The sequence below is a fragment of the Streptacidiphilus carbonis genome, assembly GCF_000787775.1.
Lineage (GTDB): Bacteria > Actinomycetota > Actinomycetes > Streptomycetales > Streptomycetaceae > Streptacidiphilus > Streptacidiphilus carbonis.
Genome location: NZ_BBPM01000015.1, coordinates 47,844 through 65,656 on the forward strand (window position 1 = coordinate 47,844; position 17,813 = coordinate 65,656).

General features: G+C 71.9%; 18 protein-coding genes. 4 read left to right on the forward strand and 14 right to left on the reverse strand.

The genetic code is table 11. The features are described 5' to 3' along the window. Window positions 1-108: 108 nt before the first annotated feature. The 4 genes from TR46_RS14050 to deoC all read right to left on the reverse strand — a co-directional run bounded on the left by TR46_RS14050 (window position 109) and on the right by deoC (window position 4,379). Entirely contained in the window at window positions 109-768 is a 660-nt protein-coding gene (locus tag TR46_RS14050; protein ID WP_042399655.1) for a uridine kinase family protein, read from the reverse strand. 185 nt (window positions 769-953) lie between these two features. Further along, window positions 954-1,853 carry an aldehyde dehydrogenase family protein gene (locus TR46_RS14055; RefSeq protein WP_042399659.1) on the reverse strand — a complete coding sequence of 300 codons (900 nt, stop codon included), beginning with the start codon at window positions 1,851-1,853 and terminating at the stop codon, window positions 954-956. After that, window positions 1,846-3,276 (reverse strand): aldehyde dehydrogenase family protein, encoded by a 1,431-nt coding sequence (locus tag TR46_RS14060; RefSeq protein ID WP_042399883.1) that lies wholly within the window; start codon window positions 3,274-3,276, stop codon window positions 1,846-1,848. The genes TR46_RS14055 and TR46_RS14060 overlap by 8 nt, the downstream gene beginning before the upstream one ends. Before the next feature lie 92 nt (window positions 3,277-3,368). Beyond that, on the reverse strand, window positions 3,369-4,379 hold the full coding sequence (gene deoC / locus TR46_RS14065) for a deoxyribose-phosphate aldolase (RefSeq protein ID WP_084718471.1): 1,011 nt from the start codon (window positions 4,377-4,379) through the stop codon (window positions 3,369-3,371). Between the two features lie 138 nt (window positions 4,380-4,517). Between deoC and TR46_RS14070 the strand changes: the two genes are divergently transcribed. Then, window positions 4,518-5,339, forward strand: a complete 822-nt coding sequence (locus tag TR46_RS14070) for a PH domain-containing protein (protein WP_084718472.1) — start codon at window positions 4,518-4,520, stop codon at window positions 5,337-5,339. Here the strand turns inward: TR46_RS14070 and TR46_RS14075 are convergent. From TR46_RS14075 to TR46_RS14095, 5 genes are all read right to left on the reverse strand, one after another. Beyond that, window positions 5,329-5,604, reverse strand: a complete 276-nt coding sequence (locus TR46_RS14075; RefSeq protein WP_042399890.1) for a hypothetical protein — start codon at window positions 5,602-5,604, stop codon at window positions 5,329-5,331. The genes TR46_RS14070 and TR46_RS14075 overlap by 11 nt on opposite strands. A 26-nt stretch (window positions 5,605-5,630) precedes the next feature. Beyond that, a complete protein-coding gene (locus TR46_RS14080) occupies window positions 5,631-6,455 on the reverse strand; it encodes a tyrosine-protein phosphatase (protein WP_152626463.1) in 825 nt (274 codons plus the stop codon). Between the two features lie 47 nt (window positions 6,456-6,502). Then, window positions 6,503-8,212: a phospho-sugar mutase gene (locus TR46_RS14085; RefSeq protein ID WP_042399665.1), complete on the reverse strand. Its 1,710-nt coding sequence runs from the start codon at window positions 8,210-8,212 to the stop codon at window positions 6,503-6,505. A gap of 146 nt (window positions 8,213-8,358) precedes the next feature. Beyond that, the gene (locus TR46_RS14090; RefSeq protein WP_042399896.1) at window positions 8,359-9,171 is read right to left on the reverse strand and encodes a purine-nucleoside phosphorylase; all 813 of its coding nucleotides are present in this window, start codon (window positions 9,169-9,171) and stop codon (window positions 8,359-8,361) included. A gap of 222 nt (window positions 9,172-9,393) precedes the next feature. Beyond that, window positions 9,394-9,831 carry a gamma-glutamylcyclotransferase family protein gene (locus tag TR46_RS14095; protein WP_042399667.1) on the reverse strand — a complete coding sequence of 146 codons (438 nt, stop codon included), beginning with the start codon at window positions 9,829-9,831 and terminating at the stop codon, window positions 9,394-9,396. 94 nt (window positions 9,832-9,925) lie between these two features. On the opposite strand from TR46_RS14095, the gene TR46_RS14100 reads away from it, so the two are divergent. Together TR46_RS14100 and TR46_RS14105 are read left to right on the forward strand one after the other, a co-directional pair. Then, window positions 9,926-11,374 (forward strand): NAD(P)H-quinone dehydrogenase, encoded by a 1,449-nt coding sequence (locus TR46_RS14100; RefSeq protein ID WP_042399670.1) that lies wholly within the window; start codon window positions 9,926-9,928, stop codon window positions 11,372-11,374. Between the two features lie 156 nt (window positions 11,375-11,530). After that, window positions 11,531-12,421, forward strand: a complete 891-nt coding sequence (locus tag TR46_RS14105) for a DeoR/GlpR family DNA-binding transcription regulator (protein ID WP_439654360.1) — start codon at window positions 11,531-11,533, stop codon at window positions 12,419-12,421. A 173-nt stretch (window positions 12,422-12,594) separates the two neighbouring features. Here TR46_RS14105 and TR46_RS14110 read toward each other — a convergent pair whose 3' ends face one another. Further along, a complete protein-coding gene (locus tag TR46_RS14110) occupies window positions 12,595-14,337 on the reverse strand; it encodes an acetyl/propionyl/methylcrotonyl-CoA carboxylase subunit alpha (protein WP_042399676.1) in 1,743 nt (580 codons plus the stop codon). Window positions 14,338-14,522: 185 nt separating this feature from the next. On the opposite strand from TR46_RS14110, the gene TR46_RS14115 reads away from it, so the two are divergent. Beyond that, window positions 14,523-14,948: a hypothetical protein gene (locus tag TR46_RS14115; protein ID WP_042399679.1), complete on the forward strand. Its 426-nt coding sequence runs from the start codon at window positions 14,523-14,525 to the stop codon at window positions 14,946-14,948. Here TR46_RS14115 and TR46_RS14120 read toward each other — a convergent pair. From TR46_RS14120 to TR46_RS14130, 4 genes are all read right to left on the reverse strand, one after another. Beyond that, window positions 14,945-15,538 (reverse strand): nucleoside triphosphate pyrophosphatase, encoded by a 594-nt coding sequence (locus TR46_RS14120; protein ID WP_042399682.1) that lies wholly within the window; start codon window positions 15,536-15,538, stop codon window positions 14,945-14,947. The two genes, TR46_RS14115 and TR46_RS14120, sit on opposite strands and share 4 nt — an antisense overlap. Before the next feature lie 25 nt (window positions 15,539-15,563). Beyond that, the gene (mmpB, locus tag TR46_RS45035) at window positions 15,564-15,689 is read right to left on the reverse strand and encodes a morphogenic membrane protein MmpB (protein ID WP_269084257.1); all 126 of its coding nucleotides are present in this window, start codon (window positions 15,687-15,689) and stop codon (window positions 15,564-15,566) included. Between the two features lie 224 nt (window positions 15,690-15,913). Then, entirely contained in the window at window positions 15,914-16,123 is a 210-nt protein-coding gene (locus TR46_RS14125) for an acyl-CoA carboxylase epsilon subunit (RefSeq protein ID WP_042399685.1), read from the reverse strand. A 13-nt stretch (window positions 16,124-16,136) separates the two neighbouring features. Then, window positions 16,137-17,732, reverse strand: coding sequence for an acyl-CoA carboxylase subunit beta (locus tag TR46_RS14130; protein WP_042399688.1), 1,596 nt, complete (start codon window positions 17,730-17,732; stop codon window positions 16,137-16,139). Window positions 17,733-17,813 lie beyond the last annotated feature (81 nt).

The window sequence follows — 17,813 nt, forward strand, 5'->3', positions numbered from 1 at the left end:
CCGCGCCCCTGGATAGTGCAACTTGACCATGGTGGTTCAGTTGCAGCCCCCCAGGGGCGCGGGGAACTGCGCGACCAGCCATGCACAGGCCGCACCCGAAAAGCAGACCTAGCGGACGGCCCCCTCAAAGACCGGCACCGCACTGCCGACCGCGGCGATCCGCTCCAGCGCCGCAGCCCCGCCGCAGGCGTCCGCGCCTTGGGCGACCTGGCGGGAGACGATCCCGCGTTCGGCCCGCATCAGCCGCCACCCCCGGTGCAGCAGGTACGGCACCGACTTCCGCCGCTCGCGGACATCCCGCCGGAACCGGCGCCACGCCGTGGTGGCTGGGCGGTTGCGCAGGCAGATGGCGTCGCCGAGCAGCCCCTCGGCCTCGCAGCGCCGCACGATCTCGGCGGCGAAGATCCCCTCGGCGATGAACGCCGCGGCGCCGTCCAGCGCCAGGGTGTGGGTGCCGATCCGTCCGTTGTCGGGGATCGAGTAGACCGGGATCTCGGCCCGGCCCCCGGAGCACAGCGCCCGGATCGCGGCCATCGCGTCGTCGGCGTGCCATGAGCCCGGGTCGTCCCAGTCGGGCCCCTGGCCGTCGGCGAGCGGCGGGATCGACGGGTCGTCGCCGTCCTTGTAGAAGTCGTCGAGTTGCAGCACCGGCAACCCGGCCCGCTCCGCCAGCGTCGACTTCCCCGATCCCGAGGGACCGCACAGCAGCACGACTCGGGCCCGGACCTCGACGCTGCCGAATCCACTGTCGGCGGGTTGGTTGCTCACGAGGCACCAGTCTGACGTATGGGCTGCCGCAAGCAGAACCAGGGTGAACGGGCAGGACAACGGGAAAGGCAAGCGAACGGGCACGCACTCGGGGGGGAGGAGCGCGTGCCCGTTCTCAACGGACGACCGGCCCAGGGGGGGTGGGGCGGGCCGCCCGGTCAGCGGGGGAGTTGCTGACCCGGGGGTCAGATTCCCATCGGGTGCCAGACCGTCTTGGTCTCCAGGAAGGCCAGGAGGCGATCGGTACCCTGAGCGGCGGTCCAGTCGTCGGTGACGTCCGGACGCCGTACACGTTTAAGGGTATCCGCTGCGAGCGTTTCCAGAGCGCGCGCCGAGCCGGGGCCTTCCGGCGAGTTCACACCGGTGAGGTCCAGGGCGTTGACGTCCTGATGGGAGGCCAGCGTCGGGGCGATGTCCTCAGTGCGTCCGGAGACCAGGTTCACCACGCCGCCGGGGAGGTCCGAGGTGGCCAGCACCTCGCCCAGGGACAGGCCGGGCAGAGGCGCATCGGGTGCCAGCGCGACCACCGCGGTGTTGCCGGTGGCGATCACCGGGGCGATCGCGGAGACCAGCCCGAGCAGCGAGAAGCCGTTGCCCCGGGTCGGCGCGACGACGCCGACGACGCCGGTGGGCTCGGGGGTGCTGAGGTTGAAGTACGGCCCGGCGACCGGGTTGGCCGAGCCCGCGATCTGGGCGACCTTGTCGGTCCAGCCCGCGTACCAGACCCAGCGGTCGACGGCCGCCTCCACCAGGGCGGCGGCCTTCTTGGTGCTGACGCCCTCGCTGAGCGCCACCTCGGCGGCGAACTGCTCGCGGCGGCCCTGCAGCATCTCCGCGGCGCGGTAGAGGATCTGCCCGCGGTTGTAGGCGGTGGCCCCGGACCAGCCGCCGACGGCCTTGCGGGCGGCGGCGACCGCGTCGCGGGTGTCCTTGCGGGTGCCCTGCGGGACGTTGGCGAGCCAGTCGCCGGTCTTGCGGTCGGTCACCTCGTACACCCGTCCGCTCTCGGAACGGGGGAACTTGCCCCCGACGAAGAGCTTGTAGGTCTTGTGGACGTCAAGGCGGGGGGTGGTGGTCTCAGACATCGAGGTAGGCCTCCAGGCCGTGGCGACCGCCCTCGCGGCCGTAGCCCGACTCCTTGTAGCCGCCGAAGGGCGAGGTCGGGTCGAACTTGTTGAAGGTGTTGGACCACACCACGCCGGCCCGGAGCTTGGACGCCATCCAGAGGATGCGCGATCCCTTCTCGGTCCAGATTCCGGCCGACAGTCCGTACGGGGTGTTGTTGGCCTTGGCGACGGCCTCCTCCGGGGTGCGGAAGGTCAGCACCGACAGCACCGGGCCGAAGATCTCCTCGCGGGCGACCCGGTGGGTGGCGCTGACATTGGTGAACACCGTCGGCGCGAACCAGTAGCCGCTGGACGGCAGCTCGCAGGCGGGGGACCAGCGCTCGGCTCCCTCGGCCTCGCCCGCGTCGGCCAGCTCGCGGATCCGGGCCAGCTGGGCGGCCGAGTTGATGGCGCCGACGTCGGTGTTCTTGTCCAGCGGGTCGCCCACCCGCAGGGTCGCCATCCGGCGCTTCAGCGACTCCATGACCTCGTCGTGCACCGACTCCTGGACCAGCAGCCGGGAGCCCGCGCAGCAGACATGGCCCTGGTTGAAGAAGATGCCGTCGACGATGCCCTCGACGGCCTGGTCGACCGGGGCGTCGTCGAAGACGATGTTGGCGGCCTTGCCGCCCAGCTCCAGCGAGAGCCTGGTGCGGGTGCCGGCCAGGGTGCGGGCGATGGCCCGGCCCACCTCGGTGGAACCGGTGAAGGCGACCTTGTCGACGCCTGGGTGCGCGGTGAGAGCGGCGCCGGTGCGGCCGTCGCCGGTGACGATGTTGACGACGCCCTTGGGCAGGCCCGCCTGGCGGCAGATCTCGGCGAAGCGCAGCGCGGTGAGCGGGGTGGTCTCGGCGGGCTTGAGCACCACGGTGTTGCCGGTGGCCAGGGCCGGGGCGATCTTCCACGCCAGCATCAGCAGCGGGAAGTTCCACGGGATGACCTGGGCGGCCACCCCGACCGGCTTCGGGTCCGGCCCGTAGCTGGCGAACTCCAGCTTGTCGGCCCAGCCCGCGTAGTAGAAGAAGTGCGCGGCGACCAGCGGCAGGTCGACGTCGCGGGTCTCCCGGATCGGCTTGCCGTTGTCGATCGACTCCAGCACGGCCAGCTCGCGGCTGCGCTCCTGGATGATCCGGGCGATCCGGAACAGGTACTTGCCGCGCTCGGCGCCGGGCAGCGCCGACCAGGGCCCGAAGGCGTCACGGGCGGCCTTCACCGCGCGCTCGACGTCCTCCTCGGTGCCCTGGGCGAACTCGGCGAGCACCTCCTCGGTGGACGGGTCCACCGTCTTGAGCGCCTCCTTGCCGCTGCTCCCGACGAACTCGCCGCCGATGAAGTGGCCGTTGGAGCTCGCGATCTCGCCCGCCGCCGCGCGGGACTCGGGCGCGGGGGCGTACTCGAACAGCTTGCGGCCGGGCACGGGGGCGGGGGCGGGGGCGGGGGCGGGGGCGGCCACCGCTCCGGTCTTCTTCTTGGTCTTCTGAGGAGAGGCCACGGCTAGTCCACCGTCACATAGTCGGGACCGGAGTACCGGCCGGTGGTCAGCTTCTGACGCTGCATCAGCAGGTCGTTGAGCAGGCTGGAGGCGCCGAAGCGGAACCAGTCCGGGGAGAGCCAGTCGTCGCCCAGCACCTCGTTCACGGTGACCAGGTACTTCATGGCGTCCTTGGTGGTACGGATGCCCCCGGCCGGCTTCACGCCGACCTGGACGCCGGTGGCGGCGCGGAAGTCGCGGACCGCCTCCATCAGCACCAGGGTGTTGGCGGGGGTCGCGTTGACGGCGACCTTGCCGGTGGAGGTCTTGATGAAGTCGGCGCCCGCGACCATCGCCAGCCAGGAGGCGCGGCGGATGTTGTCGTAGGTCTGCAGCTCGCCGGTCTCGAAGATCACCTTGAGGTGCGCCGAGGTTCCGTCGGCGCGTCGGCAGGCCTCCTTGACCGCCCGGATGGTCTCGAAGACCTCCAGGTAGCGGCCGGAGAGGAAGGCGCCGCGGTCGATCACCATGTCGATCTCGTCGGCGCCGGCGGCCACGGCCTCGGCCGTGTCGGCCAGCTTCACCGGCAGTCCGGCCCGGCCGGACGGGAACGCGGTGGCGACGGAGGCGACCTGCACCCCGCTGCCGGCCACGGCGGCGCGGGCGACGGGCACCATGTCGGGGTAGACGCAGACGGCGGCGGTGCGGGGCGTCGAGGGGTCACTGGGATCGGGACGCATCGCCTTGGCGCAGAGCGACCGCACCTTGCCGGGGGTGTCCGCACCCTCCAGCGTGGTCAGGTCGATCATGGAGATGGCCAGGTCGATGGCGTACGCCTTGGCGGTGGTCTTGATGGACCGGGTGCCGAGCGAGGCGGCGCGGGACTGGAGGCCGACGGCGTCGATACCGGGCAGCCCGTGCAGGAAGCGGCGCAGGGTCGCCTCCGAGGAGGCGACCTCGGCGAGGCTTTCGCGGGCCCCGTCGGCGGCGGCGGCGACCTCGGCGGCTGCTGGGGGCTGGGGAAAGGTGGGCATGCTCACCAGAGGAGCATATCTACACGCGTAGCGTTTCGTCAGCACCCGTTCGGTGTGACTTCGGACGAAACCCTGATGCCATATCGCAATTCGCCCTCGTGGGGATGGCAGCCCCCGGCTGAGGCAGAATCGTTCACCATGAGCGACTCCCAGGGCCCTGACGTGCCTGGCCAGGAGACCCCCGGCCAGAACGACAAGGCAGTACCGACCCCCGGCCAGAACGACAAGGCAGTACCAACCCCCGCCGCCGCGCCCGTGCCCGGTCCCGCGGCCCGCCCCGTCTTCGCCGACCGCAGCTACCGCTCCAAGTCGGGGGTGGCCGCCGGCGTGCTGCTGAACGCGCTCGCGCTGTGGATGTGCATCGATGCCTTGGTGAAGGGGCACGGGAGGACCCCCTGGATCGCACTGGCCACCCTGCTCCTGGTGATTCCGCTGGTCAGCGCGTTCACACTGTGGCCGCTCGTCCGCGCCAACGACGACCGGCTGGTGGTCCGCAACCCGTTCCGTACGGTGACCGCGCCCTGGAAGCAGGTGGAGTCGCTGCAGGCGGCCCTGTCGGTGGAGCTGCGCGCGGGCGGCAGGAAGTTCCAGGTCTGGGCGGTGCCGGTGTCCCTGCGCCAGCGCAAGCGGGCCGGCCGCAAGTCGATGATCGCCAAGGCCGACGCCTCGGTGATGGGGTCGCGCCGCGGCACCGACTCCCGCTTCCCGGCCGGCGGTCCCGGGCTGCGCTCGGCACTCTCCCGCACCACCGCGAACACCGGCTACGGCGCGGACCCCGCTGCCGCGGGGGTGGCCTGGGCCGATCGGGTGGTCGACGAGCTCCGGGACCTGCGTGCGCGGGCGGTGGAGGAGGACCGTCCCGCGGCGGACGGTCCTGTTGCGGTTTCGTGGACCTGGTGGGTCAGTGCTCCGGCGGTGGTGGGTGCGGTCGCACTGATCGTGCTGCTCGTCACCGGCTGAGTATCCAGCGAGCGCCGGGCGCTTCCTCTTCGAACAGCTCCGCTTCGCCGGTGGCGGTCAGCGCGTGGTCGAGCCACTGGCCCAGGAGTTCCTGATCGTCGCAGCCGAGTACGCGCTGCCTGGCCTCCTCGGACAAGCGGACGTCGCGCCTGTCCAGGACGCGGAGCACGCTGAGCGCGATTCCGTGCACCTGTCCTTCCTCGCGGCCTTCCTCGCGGATGCGCTCGGAGGTCTGGGAGCGGAAGAATGCAGTGTCCACGGTCATCAGGTCCCTCCAGAGGTCGGCGCCGGTCACACCTTCTCGACCAGCAACCTTCGCAGGCGGGCGAGTTCGCCTTCAGTCAAGCCGTGATACCGCAGGAACCCCGCCGTGGTCCCGTACCGGCTGTGCACCTTCCGGAGGAACAGTGCCAGCAGTTCCGTGCGCACCGGCCGGGACGGGCGTTGCACGCCGTGCTCGTCGACGTAGTGGACGGGGCCGTCGAGCAGTCCCAGGCCCGCGTTGGAGAGGGCGAAGTCCGCGGTGATGTCGGCGTCGGCGACGCCCAGCGCGGAGAGGACGACGGCGATGGTCACCCCGGTGCGGTCCTTGCCGACCGCGCAGTGGACCAGGGCCGGCAGCGCGCCGGGGGCGATCAGCTGACGTATGCAGGCGACGATCGGCGGCCCCGCGGTCTCGGCCATGTAGGCGTACATCCCGGTCATGCCGTCGTCCTGCGGGTCGGCTTCCTGCGGGTCGGCTTCCTGCCGGTGCCGCTCACTGACGTCCGCCGCGGTCTCCGGGTCGGCCGACGACCCCTCCAGCGGGGGCAGCGTCGGCAGCGAGACCAACTCGAAGTCCAGGCCGTGCCGTTGGTTCGGCCAGTGCACCAACTCCTCCGCACTGCGCAGATCCACCACCGTGCGCAGCCCCAGCGCGGCCAGGAGCTTCGCGCCGTCCGGGCTCAACTCGCAGAGCGACGCGGAGCGGTAGAGCAGCCCGAGGCCTATTCGCCCGCCATCGGCCGTGGCGAAACCCCCGGCGTCGCGGAGGTTGCGTACGCCGGGGACGTCGATCAGGCGGTCCGCGCCCGGGGGCGGACCGCCTGCCGGCTGCTGGTGCTGCGTGGTCTCCATGGCGACCACCCTACGGGGGGCTGCCGACAGCTCGTCAGATGCCCGCTTCAGATGCCCGCGGCCGCCGAGAGGTCGCGCTTCAACGCGGCCAGCAGCTCCGCGGCGGCGGACCGCACCCCGGCCAGGGCGTCCGCCGGGCCGACCGGGACGACGACCTCCAGGTAGCACTTGAGCTTGGGCTCCGTACCCGAGGGGCGGACCACGATCCGGGCCGAGTCGACCCCGGGGCCGCTGAGCCGGTAGCGCAGGCCGTCGGTGGGCGGCAGGTCGGCGCTGCCCTGCTCCAGGTCGTCGGCCGAGTCGACCCGCAGCCCGGCCAGGGCGGTCGGCGGCTGCTCGCGCAGCCGGGACATCGCGTCGGCGATCAGCCGCAGGTCGTCCACCCGGACCGCGAGCTGCTCGGTGGCGTGCAGGCCGTGCCTCAGCGCCAGCCCGTCCAGCAGGTCGGTGAGGGTGCGGCCGTCGGCCTTCAGGCCCGCGGCGAGCTCGGCCAGCAGCAGGGCGGCGCTGACGCCGTCCTTGTCGCGGACGGCGAGCGGGTCCACGCAGTAGCCCAGCGCCTCCTCGTAGCCGTAGCGCAGCCCGGGGGCGCGGGAGATCCACTTGAAGCCGGTGAGCGTCTCGGCGTAGTCCAGTCCGGCCGCGGCGGCGATCCGGGACAGCAGCGAGGAGGAGACGATGGTGGTGGCGAAGGTGCCCCCGGCCGCCCTGGCGACCAGATGGGCCGCCAGCAGCGCGCCCACCTCGTCACCGCGCAGCATCCGCCAGCCTGCGGCGGCTGCCCCGTCCGGCACGGCCACGGCCAGCCGGTCGGCGTCCGGGTCGTTGGCGACCACGATGTCGGGGCCGAGCGCGACCGCCGCCTCGAAGGCGAGGTCCATCGCCCCGGGCTCCTCCGGGTTGGGGAAGCCGACGGTGGGGAAGTCCGGGTCCGGGTCGGCCTGGGCGGCCACGACGGCCGGGGCCGGGAAGCCGGCCTGCTCGAACGCGGCCAGGAAGGTGTCCCGGCCGACGCCGTGCAGCGGGGTGTAGACCACGGACAGGTCGCGCGGGGCCGCCGGGGCGACCAGGCCGGCGGCGCGGGCCAGGTACGGGTCCAGTACCGCCGCCCCGGTCAGCACCTCCCAGCCGTCGGCGGCCAGCGGGACGTCCGCCAGTGACTGCACCGCGTCGATCTCGGCGGCGATGCCCGCGTCGTGCGGCGGCACGATCTGCGCGCCCTCCAGGTCGCCGCCGAGGTAGACCTTGTAGCCGTTGTCGCGGGGCGGGTTGTGACTGGCCGTCACCATCACCCCGGCCGCCGCGTCCAGGTGCCGGACCGCGAAGGCGAGCACCGGGGTGGGCAGCGGACCCGGCAGCAGCGCGGCGCGCAGTCCGGCGGCGGTGACCACGGCGGCGGTGTCCCTGGCGAAGTCGTAGGACTTGTGCCGGGCGTCGTAGCCGATCACCACCAGGCCGCCCGGGGCGCGCTTGCCGACGTAGGCGGCGAGCCCGGCGGCGGCGCGGATCACCACGGCGCGGTTCATCCGCATCGGACCCGCGCCCATCTCCCCGCGCAGCCCCGCGGTGCCGAACTGCAGCGTCCCGGAGAACCGCTCGGCCAGCTGCGACCAGGCGGCGCACTCCTGCTCCTCGGCCGGGCCCTCGGCCGAGGCGAGCAGGTCGGCGAGCTCGGCGCGGGTCTCCGGGTCGGGGTCCTCGGCGAGCCAGGTACGGGCCCGCGCCAGCAGGTCGGCGGTGTCCGGGGTCAGCGTCATTGCCTGTCACTTTCCTTTGCAAACGGCCTTACAAGGAGCATGGCACCCATCAACCCACGATGGATGCCATGCGCAGCGGGTCGAGCGGCAGCTCGGAGCCCTCGGAGCCACTCAGAGCCCTCGGAGCCCCCAGAGCCCTCGGAGCGTCAGAGCCGTTCGAGCACCTTGGCGAGCAGCGCGCCCATCCGCGTGGCCGACGCACGGCCGGCCTCCAGCACCTCGGCGTGGTTCAGCGGCTCGCCGGTGATGCCGGCCGCCAGGTTGGTCACCAGCGACAGCCCGAGGACCTCGGCGCCGGCCTCGCGCGCGGCGATGGCCTCCAGCGTGGTGGACATTCCGACCAGGTCGCCGCCGATGGCGCGGACCATGTTGATCTCGGCCGGGGTCTCGTAGTGCGGGCCGGGGAACTGGACGTAGACGCCCTCCTCCAGGCTCGGGTCGACCTCCTGGCACAGCGCGCGCAGCCGCGACGAGTACAGGTCGGTGAGGTCGATGAAGCTCGCGCCGACGATCGGCGAGGCCGCCGTCAGGTTGATGTGGTCGCTGATCAGGACCGGCTGGCCGGCCGCCATGCCCTCGCGCAGGCCGCCGCAGCCGTTGGTGAGGATCACCGTGCGGCAGCCCGCGGCGACGGCGGTGCGCACCCCGTGGGCGACGGCGGCGACGCCGTGGCCCTCGTAGAAGTGGGTGCGGCCGAGGTAGACCAGGGCGCGGATGCCGCCGATGCTGATCGAGCGGACCATCCCGGAGTGCCCGGCGACGGCGGGCGGCGCGAAGCCGGGCAGCGCGGTGATCGGGAATTCGTGGTCGGGCGTGCCGAGCGCGTCGGCGGCGGGGACCCAGCCGGAGCCCATGACCAGCGCCACGTCGTGGTTCTCCACTCCGGTGAGGTCGCGGAGAACGGCGGCGGCCTCCTTGGCGGCGGCGTAGGGCGCGTACGGGTCGGTGGGGTGCTGGATGCCGTTGGCAGCAGCGGCGACAGGCTGAGTGGATGCGTTCACGTCCACGAGGATATCCGTTCGTCCTACGCGCGTAGAAGAACGATCGGATGACATTTCCGGCACCAGGGCCGCTCCGCTCTGTGGGTCCGGTGCCTTGACGCCGATCTGCCCCGCCACAGCCCACCGGGATGTCCGCGGTCGGAACCGCCGCGCAGGCGGCGATGATCGTGTCGGCCGGAGTCAGCAGGGGCGGCGGCGCAGTTCCAGGACGTAGTCGTGGGGCGCGCCGGCGGATTCGGCGGAGTCGGCGATGATGCCGAGGTAGCGGGCCGAGGGCAGGCCGCCCTCGTAGTCGTTGAGGACGTAGGTCCAGGCGGTCAGGTCGCCCTCCAGGGTGTGCACCCGGACCTTGATCTTGCGGTAGAAGCCCTGCGGCAGGCCCTCCCAGCGGTCCAGTCCTGCCTCGTCGCCGGGGGCGATGTCGTAGAGGCCGACGAAGACCTGGTCCTTCTCGTCCTCGACCACCGTGGCGATCGAGCCCTCCCAGCCGAACTGCTCCCCGCCGAAGGTCAGCCGCCAGCCGTCCAGCCAGCCGGTGCAGCGCAGCGGCGAGTGCGGGGCCCGACGGCTCATCTGCCGTGCGTCGAGGTTGCTGGCGTACGCGGCGTAGAGCGACATGGGTCACAGCGTACGGGAGGCGGGGCAGGTGGGAGGGGAGAGTACGGCCCGTACGGGCCAGCCCGGTGTCACGGAGTCGTCAAGGTACGGGACAATGGCGTATGTGACTCGGATAGTGATCATCGGTGGCGGCCCTGGCGGATACGAGGCGGCGCTCGTCGCCGCGGACCTCGGCGCGGAGGTGACCGTCGTGGACCGCGACGGCCTCGGCGGCGCGGCGGTGCTGACGGACTGTGTTCCGTCCAAGACCCTGATCGCCACGGCAGAGGTGATGACCAGCTTCGACAGCTCCTACGAGGAGCTGGGGATCAAGGTCGCCGAGGGCGTCTCCGCGGCGGGCGCGCGGGTGGTCGGCGTGGACCTGGGGAAGGTCAACCGACGGGTGAAGCGGCTGGCGGTCGCGCAGTCGCACGACATCACCCAGTCGGTCACCCGGGCGGGCGTCACCCTGCTGCGCGGCTTCGGCCGGCTGGCGCCCGGCGGTCAGGACGTGGACGGGTCGCGGGGGGTCGTGGTGGACCTCGCCGAGGGCGGGACGCAGGAGCTGCGGGCCGACGTGGTGCTGATAGCGACCGGCACCCGGCCGCGCGAGCTGCCGGACGCCGTCCCGGACGGCGAGCGGATCCTGAACTGGACCCAGGTCTACGACCTGGACGAGCTCCCCGAGGAGCTCGTCGTGGTCGGCTCGGGCGTCACCGGTGCGGAGTTCGCCGGCGCGTACCAGGCGCTGGGCTCGCGGGTCACCCTGGTGTCCAGCCGGGACCGGGTGCTGCCCGGGGAGGACCCGGACGCGGCCACGGTGCTGGAGGACGTGTTCCGGCGGCGCGGGATGAACGTGATGTCGCGCTCGCGGGCGGAGTCGGTGCGGCGGGTCGGCGACAAGGTGGAGGTGACCCTGTCCGACGGACGGGTGATCACCGGGTCGCACTGCCTGATGGCGGTCGGCTCCATCCCCAACACCGGTGGCATGGGCCTGGAGGAGGCCGGGGTCCGGCTGACCGAGGGCGGCCAGGTCAAGGTCGACCGGGTGTCGCGGACGTCGGCACCCGGGGTCTACGCCGCGGGCGACGTGACCGGGGTGTTCATGCTGGCGTCGGTGGCGGCCATGCAGGGGCGGATCGCGATGTACCACGCACTGGGGGACGCGGTGCAGCCGCTGAACCTGAAGACCGTGGCCTCCAACGTGTTCACCGACCCGGAGATCGCCACGGTCGGTTACAGCGCGGCGGACGTCGAGTGCGGGAAGATGGACGCGGTCTGCGTGAAGCTGCCGCTGCGGGGCAACCCGAGGGCCAAGATGCAGGGCATCAGGGACGGTTTCGTGAAGCTGTTCTGCCGGCCGGGGACCGGGATCGTGGTGGGCGGTGTGGTGGTGGCGCCGCGGGCGAGCGAGCTGATCCATCCGATCTCGCTGGCGGTGGACAACAACCTGACGGTGGAGCAGGTCGCCGGCGCGTTCACGGTGTACCCGTCGGTGTCCGGGTCGGTCGCCGAGGCGGCGCGGCAGCTGCACATCCGCAAGCGGGCGTCGGCCGACGCCTGAGGCCTCCGGCACGACCGCTCCGGGGCTCACTCGGGGCGTGGGGTTGGTACGGACCGGCGCGCATTGTAGTGGCGTGCGCCGTTCCGTGGTGGACAACTTCGACTACTAGGTGCAAACGCCTGAAAGCAGATGGTCATGCACGTTACCGTCTGTTTCGTGTTCGCAGCAGAACGTCGCCAACTGATCCTCGAAATGGTGCGAGCGAACGGAGCGGTTTCGCTCCGGGAGCTCGCCCGAGTCGTCCAGACCTCCGAAGTGACCGTCCGTCGGGACGTGCGCGCTCTGGAGGCCGAAGGCCTTCTCGACCGTCGGCACGGGGGCGCGGTGCTCCCCGGCGGTCTCTCCAGAGAGCCCGGATACCCGCAGAAGACCCATCTCGCCGCCGCCGAGAAGTCGGCCATCGCCGACTACGCCGCCACGATGGTCGCCGAGGGCGACGCGATCGTGGTGGGCGCGGGCACGACCACGCAGGAACTGGCCCGACGGCTGGCCCGGGTCGCGGGGCTGACCGTGGTCACCAACTCACTGCTGGTGGCTCAGGCGCTGGCCCATGCCAACCGGGTGGAGGTGGTGATGACCGGGGGGACCCTCCGGGGGTCCAACTACGCCCTGGTGGGCAGTGGGGCCGAACAGTCCCTGACGGGGCTGCGGGTCTCCCGGGCCTTCGTGTCGGGCAGCGGGCTCACCGCGGAGCGGGGGCTCTCGACCACCAACATGCTCTCGGCGAGCGTGGACCGGGCGCTGGTCGGCGCGGCGGCGGAGGTGGTCGTCCTGGCCGACCACAGCAAGCTGGGCTCGGACACCATGTTCCAGACGGTGGCGACGGAGAACATCGCCTGTCTGGTGACGGACGAGCAGTCCGGGCTGTCGGAGGAGGCGTCGCGAGAACTGGACGCCCTGGCCGACCACGGTGTCCAGGTCTGCGTCGCCCAGTCGTCAGCCGCCGCGACGTCGGCCCCGGCGATCGGCGGCGTCGCCTTCCCGGGACAGCGGAGATCCCCGGGCGGAGGAGTCCCGGTAGCCGGCCGCGGCATCGTCCGCCGCTGAGCCCCCTTACCTCCCCAGGGGCGCGGGGAACTGCGCGACAAGCCACGACGGAGCCGCACTTCCCGCCGACCGCACCCCCCACCTCCCCAGGGGCGCGGGGAACTGCGCGACAAGCCACCTGCGGAGCCGTCACTCCCCCCGCACCGCGCAGCCCCCACACCCCGGGGGCTCGCTCAGTCCTTGATCTCGCAGATCACGGCCCCGCTGGTGACGGTCGCACCGATCGCCGCCGACAGACCGACGATCGTCCCCGTCTTGTGGGCGTTCAGCGGCTGTTCCATTTTCATCGCTTCGAGGACGACGACGAGGTCGCCCTCGTTGACGGTCTGCCCCTCTTCGACGTTGATCTTCACGATCGTCCCCTGCATCGGGGAGGCCAGGGTGTCTCCCGATGCGGCCGAGCCGGCCTTGGAGGCGCCCGCTCGGCGCTTGGACTTCGCGGCCGGCTTCGCCGAACTCGTGGCGAGGTTGGCGGGCAGGGAGACCTCGATGCGCTTGCCGCCGACCTCGACCACGACGGTCTCGCGGCTGTCCGCGTCGTCCTCGTCGGCCCCGCCGCCGGCGAACGGCGCGATGGTGTTGACGAAGTCCGTCTCGATCCAGCGGGTGTAGATGGAGAAGGGCTCGCTGGTGAACGCCGGGTCGGTGACCACGGCGCGGTGGAACGGAATGGCGGTGGCCATCCCCTCGACGTTGAACTCGGCCAGCGCGCGGGCGGCGCGTTGCAGGGCCTGGGCGCGGGTGGCACCGCTGACGATCAGCTTGGCCAGCAGCGAGTCCCAGGCGGGGCCGATCACGCTGCCGCTCTCCACGCCGGAGTCCAGGCGCACGCCGGGGCCGGAGGGGGGCTGGAAGGCGGTGACGGTTCCGGGGGCGGGCAGGAAGCCGCGGCCGGGGTCCTCCCCGTTGATGCGGAACTCGAAGGAGTGCCCGCGCACCGGCGGGTCGTCGTAGCCGAGCGCCTCGCCGTCGGCGATGCGGAACTGCTCGCGGACCAGGTCGATGCCGGTGACCTCCTCGGTGACCGGGTGTTCGACCTGCAGGCGGGTGTTGACCTCCAGGAAGCTGATCGTGCCGTCGTTGGCGACCAGGAACTCGCAGGTGCCGGCGCCGACGTAGCCGGCTTCCTTGAGGATGGCCTTGGACGCCGCGTAGAGCTGGGCGTTCTGATCCTCGGTCAGGAACGGCGCGGGGGCCTCCTCGACCAGTTTCTGGTGCCGGCGCTGCAGCGAGCAGTCGCGGGTGGACACGACCACCACGTTGCCGTGGGTGTCGGCCAGGCACTGGGTCTCCACGTGCCGGGGCCGGTCCAGGTAGCGCTCGACGAAGCACTCGCCGCGGCCGAACGCGGCCACGGCCTCGCGGACCGCCGAGTCGTACAGCTCGGGGACCTCTTCCAGGGTGCGGGCGACCTTGAGGCCGCGGCCGCCGCCGCCGAAGGCGGCCTTGATGGCGATCGGCAGGCCGTGCTCCCGCGCGAAGGCCACCACCTCGTCGGGACCTGACACCGGGTCGGGAGTGCCGGCCACCAGCGGCGCGCCGGCGCGCTGGGCGATGTGGCGGGCCGCCACCTTGTCGCCCAGGTCGCGGATGGCCTGCGGCGGCGGACCGATCCACGTCAGCCCGGCGTCCAGCACCGCCTGGGCGAACTCCGCGTTCTCCGACAGGAAACCGTAGCCGGGGTGGACCGCGTCAGCGCCGGAGTCCGCCGCGGCCTTGAGGACCTTGGCGATGTCCAGATAGCTGGTCGCCGGGGTGTCACCTCCCAGGGCGAAGGCCTCGTCGGCCGCGCGGACATGCAGCGCGTCCCGGTCCGGCTCGGCGTACACGGCGACGGCGGCGATACCCGCGTCACGACAGGCCCGGGCGACGCGGACTGCGATTTCTCCGCGGTTGGCGATGAGCACCTTGCGCACAATGGCTCCCTTCTTGAACCGTGGATGAGTTTATGGAGTACCGGGGCGTGTTGGTGAGCCCGGCCCAGGGGTGAGCTTGCCCACACGGAGGGTGATTGCCTTCGGTACACCGTACGCCCGGGGTTTCGCGGGGTCGTTTCGGCGTACCTCTTCCGGACGTGTCTACTCGTCAGTAAGGTGCCGCTATGAGGATCTGGACGACGGTGGCGAGTGTGGTGCTGCTGGTGGTCGAGGCCCTGTTCTTCGCGGTCGTGGGCTGGGTCCTGGGGCTGGCGGTGCAGGACCAGAACATGTCCCTCGGTGGGCTTTCGCCGGACGCGATGGCGGACGGCGCCTGGGTCGGAATGGGGCTGCTGGCGGCCTTCCTGGTGGTGGTCGCGGCGGTGCTGGCACGCACGGCGCGGAGCGGCGGTGCCATGGGGCGCCCCACAAGGATTCTGCTGATTGTCTGTGCGGTGCTGCACGGGGTGCTCGCGGCGGTCCTTCTCGCGCTGAACGGGGTGGTGGCCTTCGTGGCGATGCTGGTGATGGTCGCGCTGCTCGTGCTGGTGCTGCTGCTCCCACCGGCGGGGCCGGTTGACGCACCGCCGAAGGGCGTGGCGACGGCCTAGACCCAGAGGTCGGTGATCGAGACGCCGAGCTTTCCCAGGAGTTCGCGCAGCAGCGGCAGCGAGAGGCCGATGACGTTGCCGTGGCTCCCGTCGATGCTGTCGACGAAGGGGGCGGAGCGGCCGTCGAGGGTGAACGCGCCGGCGACGTCCAGCGGTTCGCCGGTGGCGATGTAGGCGTTGATCTCGGCGTCGGTGGGGTTGCCGAAGCGGACGGTGGTCGAGGCGGTCGCGGAGGCGCGGGCGCCGGTGCCGGTGTCGATGACGCAGTGCCCGGTCTGCAGGACCCCGCTGCGGCCGCGCATGGACCGCCAGCGGGCCAGCGCCTCGGCGGCGTCGGCGGGCTTGCCCAGGGCCAGGCCGTCCAGTTCCAGGACCGAGTCGCAGCCGATGACCAGGGTGGGGGCGGTCAGGCCCGCGGCCACCGCGGTCGCCTTGGCCTCGGCGAGGACCAGGGCCAGTTCGGCGGGGGTGGGGGCGGACAGGGCGTCCTCGTCGACACCGCTGACGATCACCCGCGGGTCCAGCCCCGCCTGCCGCAGCAGGCCGAGGCGGGCGGGGGAGGCGGAGGCGAGGACGAGCGGTGTGGTCATGGCACCAGCGTAGGGGGACGCCCCGCTAGACCATCACGAGGACCAGTAACAGGATCGCGAAGGCGGCGATGAGCAGCCCGACACGGCGAAGCAGGGCGTTGACGCGGCGCTTCTCCTGTTCGGTCTCGTCTACGGGGTCGGACCAGAGCATGCCCCCAGCGTGCGGCGCGGGTCGCGGCGTGCGCATGAGTACGCGTACTCAGTTGTGGCTGGGGAGCGTCTGCGGCCGCGGCGTGCCGACCGGCTTGTCGCGCCGTTCCCCGCGCCCCTATGGGTCTGCAACTGAACCGCTGGGAGCAAGCTGCACCATCAGGGGCGCGGGGAACTGCGTGACCAGCCACCTACGGTCCGCAGCCGAAGATCCCTCAGCGGTGGCTAGGCTCGCGCCCACGCCGACGCCCGCCACGCGTCGGGCCCCGGGTGCGCCGGCACCCGCAGGTTCCGCGCCCGGTCGGCCCACTGCGACGTGGGCCCGTGGTCGGGGGGCCGGGCGGCGTTGGCCGCCGCCCGGGCGGAGACCACCGCCAGGACGGCGGCGAGCTCCTCGGGGCTGGGACTGCCGTGCAGGATCTTGATGGGTGACATGGCTGCTGCCTCCTCAGAGCGGGATGTTGCCGTGCTTCTTCGGGGGCAGGGTCTCGCGCTTGTTGCGCAGCGCCCGCAGGCCCCTGACGATGTGCTGGCGGGTCTCGGACGGCAGCACCACCGCGTCGACGTAGCCGCGTTCGGCCGCGATGTAGGGGTTGAGCAGGGTGTCCTCGTAGGCCTCGATCAGTTCGACCCGGCGCGCGTCCGGGTCCTCCGCCGAGGCGAGGTCGGCCCGGTGCAGGATGTTGACGGCGCCCTGGGCGCCCATCACCGCGATCTGCGCGGTCGGCCAGGCCAGGTTGAGGTCGGCGCCCAGGTGCTTGGAGCCCATGACGTCGTAGGCGCCGCCGAAGGCCTTGCGGGTGATGACCGTGATCAGCGGGACGGTGGCCTCGGCGTAGGCGTAGATCAGCTTGGCGCCGCGGCGGATGATGCCGTTCCACTCCTGGCCGGTGCCGGGCAGGAAGCCGGGGACGTCCACGAAGGTGAGCACCGGGATGTTGAAGGCGTCGCAGGTGCGGACGAAGCGGGCGGCCTTCTCGGAGGCGTCGATGTCCAGGCAGCCGGCGAACTGCATCGGCTGGTTGGCGACCACGCCGACCGCGTGCCCCTCGACCCGGCCGAAGCCGGTGATCATGTTGGGCGCGAACAGCTCCTGGGTCTCCAGGAACTCGCCGTCGTCCAGCAGGTGCCCGATCACCTTGTGCATGTCGTAGGGCTGGTTGGCCGAGTCCGGGACGATGGTGTCCAGTTCCAGGTCCAGCGCGCTGGTGGCGAGGTCCGCCTCCTCGGGGAAGGCCGGGGCCTCCTCCAGGTTGTTGGAGGGGAGGTAGGAGAGCAGCGCCTTGACGTAGTCGACCGCCTCCTTCTCGTCCGCGGCCAGGTGGTGGGCGTTGCCGGACCTGGAGTTGTGGGACCGGGCGCCCCCCAGTTCCTCCATACCGACGTCCTCGCCGGTGACGGTCTTGATGACGTCGGGGCCGGTGATGAACATGTGCGAGGTCTGGTCGGCCATCACCACGAAGTCGGTGATCGCGGGGGAGTAGACGGCCCCGCCCGCGCAGGGGCCCAGGATCAGCGAGATCTGCGGGATAACCCCGGAGGCGAGGACGTTGCGGCGGAAGATCTCGCCGTACAGGCCCAGGGAGGTGACGCCCTCCTGGATGCGGGCGCCGCCGGAGTCGTTGATGCCGATCATCGGGCAGCCGGTCTTCAGGGCGAAGTCCATCACCTTGACGATCTTCTCGCCGAAGACCTCGCCGAGGGAGCCGCCGAAGACGGTGAAGTCCTGTGCGAAGACCGCGACCTGGCGGCCGTCCACGGTGCCGTAGCCGGTGACCACGCCGTCGCCGTAGGGGCGGGTCTTCTCCTGGCCGAAGTTGGTGGACCGGTGCCGGGCGAACTCGTCGAACTCCACGAAGGAGCCCTCGTCCAGCAGCATGGCGACCCGCTCACGGGCCGTCAGCTTGCCCTTGGCGTGCTGCTTCTCGATGGCGCGCGCGGAGCCGGAGTGCGTCGCCTCGTCCTGGCGCCGCCTCAGGTCCGCGATCTTGCCTGCCGTGGTGTGGCTGGCCGCGCCCTCGTTGGCGATTTCGGCTGTGGACATCCGGCGCGACTCCCGTCAGGAGGGGGTAGTGCCCGGTCCAGGTCCGGTGAGGGATCCCGGCGGCACCAACGGGTGAGGTTT

Bases quoted from the DNA above. Each gene is read 5' to 3' on its own strand.
- TR46_RS14055 (WP_042399659.1), bottom strand. From the start codon at position 1,853: ATGTCTGAGACCACCACCCCCCGCCTTGACGTCCACAAGACCTACAAG.
- deoC (WP_084718471.1), bottom strand. From the start codon at position 4,379: ATGCCCACCTTTCCCCAGCCCCCAGCAGCCGCCGAGGTCGCCGCCGCC.
- TR46_RS14070 (WP_084718472.1), top strand. From the start codon at position 4,518: ATGAGCGACTCCCAGGGCCCTGACGTGCCTGGCCAGGAGACCCCCGGC.
- TR46_RS14075 (WP_042399890.1), bottom strand. From the start codon at position 5,604: ATGACCGTGGACACTGCATTCTTCCGCTCCCAGACCTCCGAGCGCATC.
- TR46_RS14080 (WP_152626463.1), bottom strand. From the start codon at position 6,455: ATGGAGACCACGCAGCACCAGCAGCCGGCAGGCGGTCCGCCCCCGGGC.
- TR46_RS14085 (WP_042399665.1), bottom strand. From the start codon at position 8,212: ATGACGCTGACCCCGGACACCGCCGACCTGCTGGCGCGGGCCCGTACC.
- TR46_RS14095 (WP_042399667.1), bottom strand. From the start codon at position 9,831: ATGTCGCTCTACGCCGCGTACGCCAGCAACCTCGACGCACGGCAGATG.
- TR46_RS14100 (WP_042399670.1), top strand. From the start codon at position 9,926: ATGGCGTATGTGACTCGGATAGTGATCATCGGTGGCGGCCCTGGCGGA.
- TR46_RS14115 (WP_042399679.1), top strand. From the start codon at position 14,523: ATGAGGATCTGGACGACGGTGGCGAGTGTGGTGCTGCTGGTGGTCGAG.
- TR46_RS14120 (WP_042399682.1), bottom strand. From the start codon at position 15,538: ATGACCACACCGCTCGTCCTCGCCTCCGCCTCCCCCGCCCGCCTCGGC.
- mmpB (WP_269084257.1), bottom strand. From the start codon at position 15,689: ATGCTCTGGTCCGACCCCGTAGACGAGACCGAACAGGAGAAGCGCCGC.
- TR46_RS14125 (WP_042399685.1), bottom strand. From the start codon at position 16,123: ATGTCACCCATCAAGATCCTGCACGGCAGTCCCAGCCCCGAGGAGCTC.
- TR46_RS14130 (WP_042399688.1), bottom strand. From the start codon at position 17,732: ATGTCCACAGCCGAAATCGCCAACGAGGGCGCGGCCAGCCACACCACG.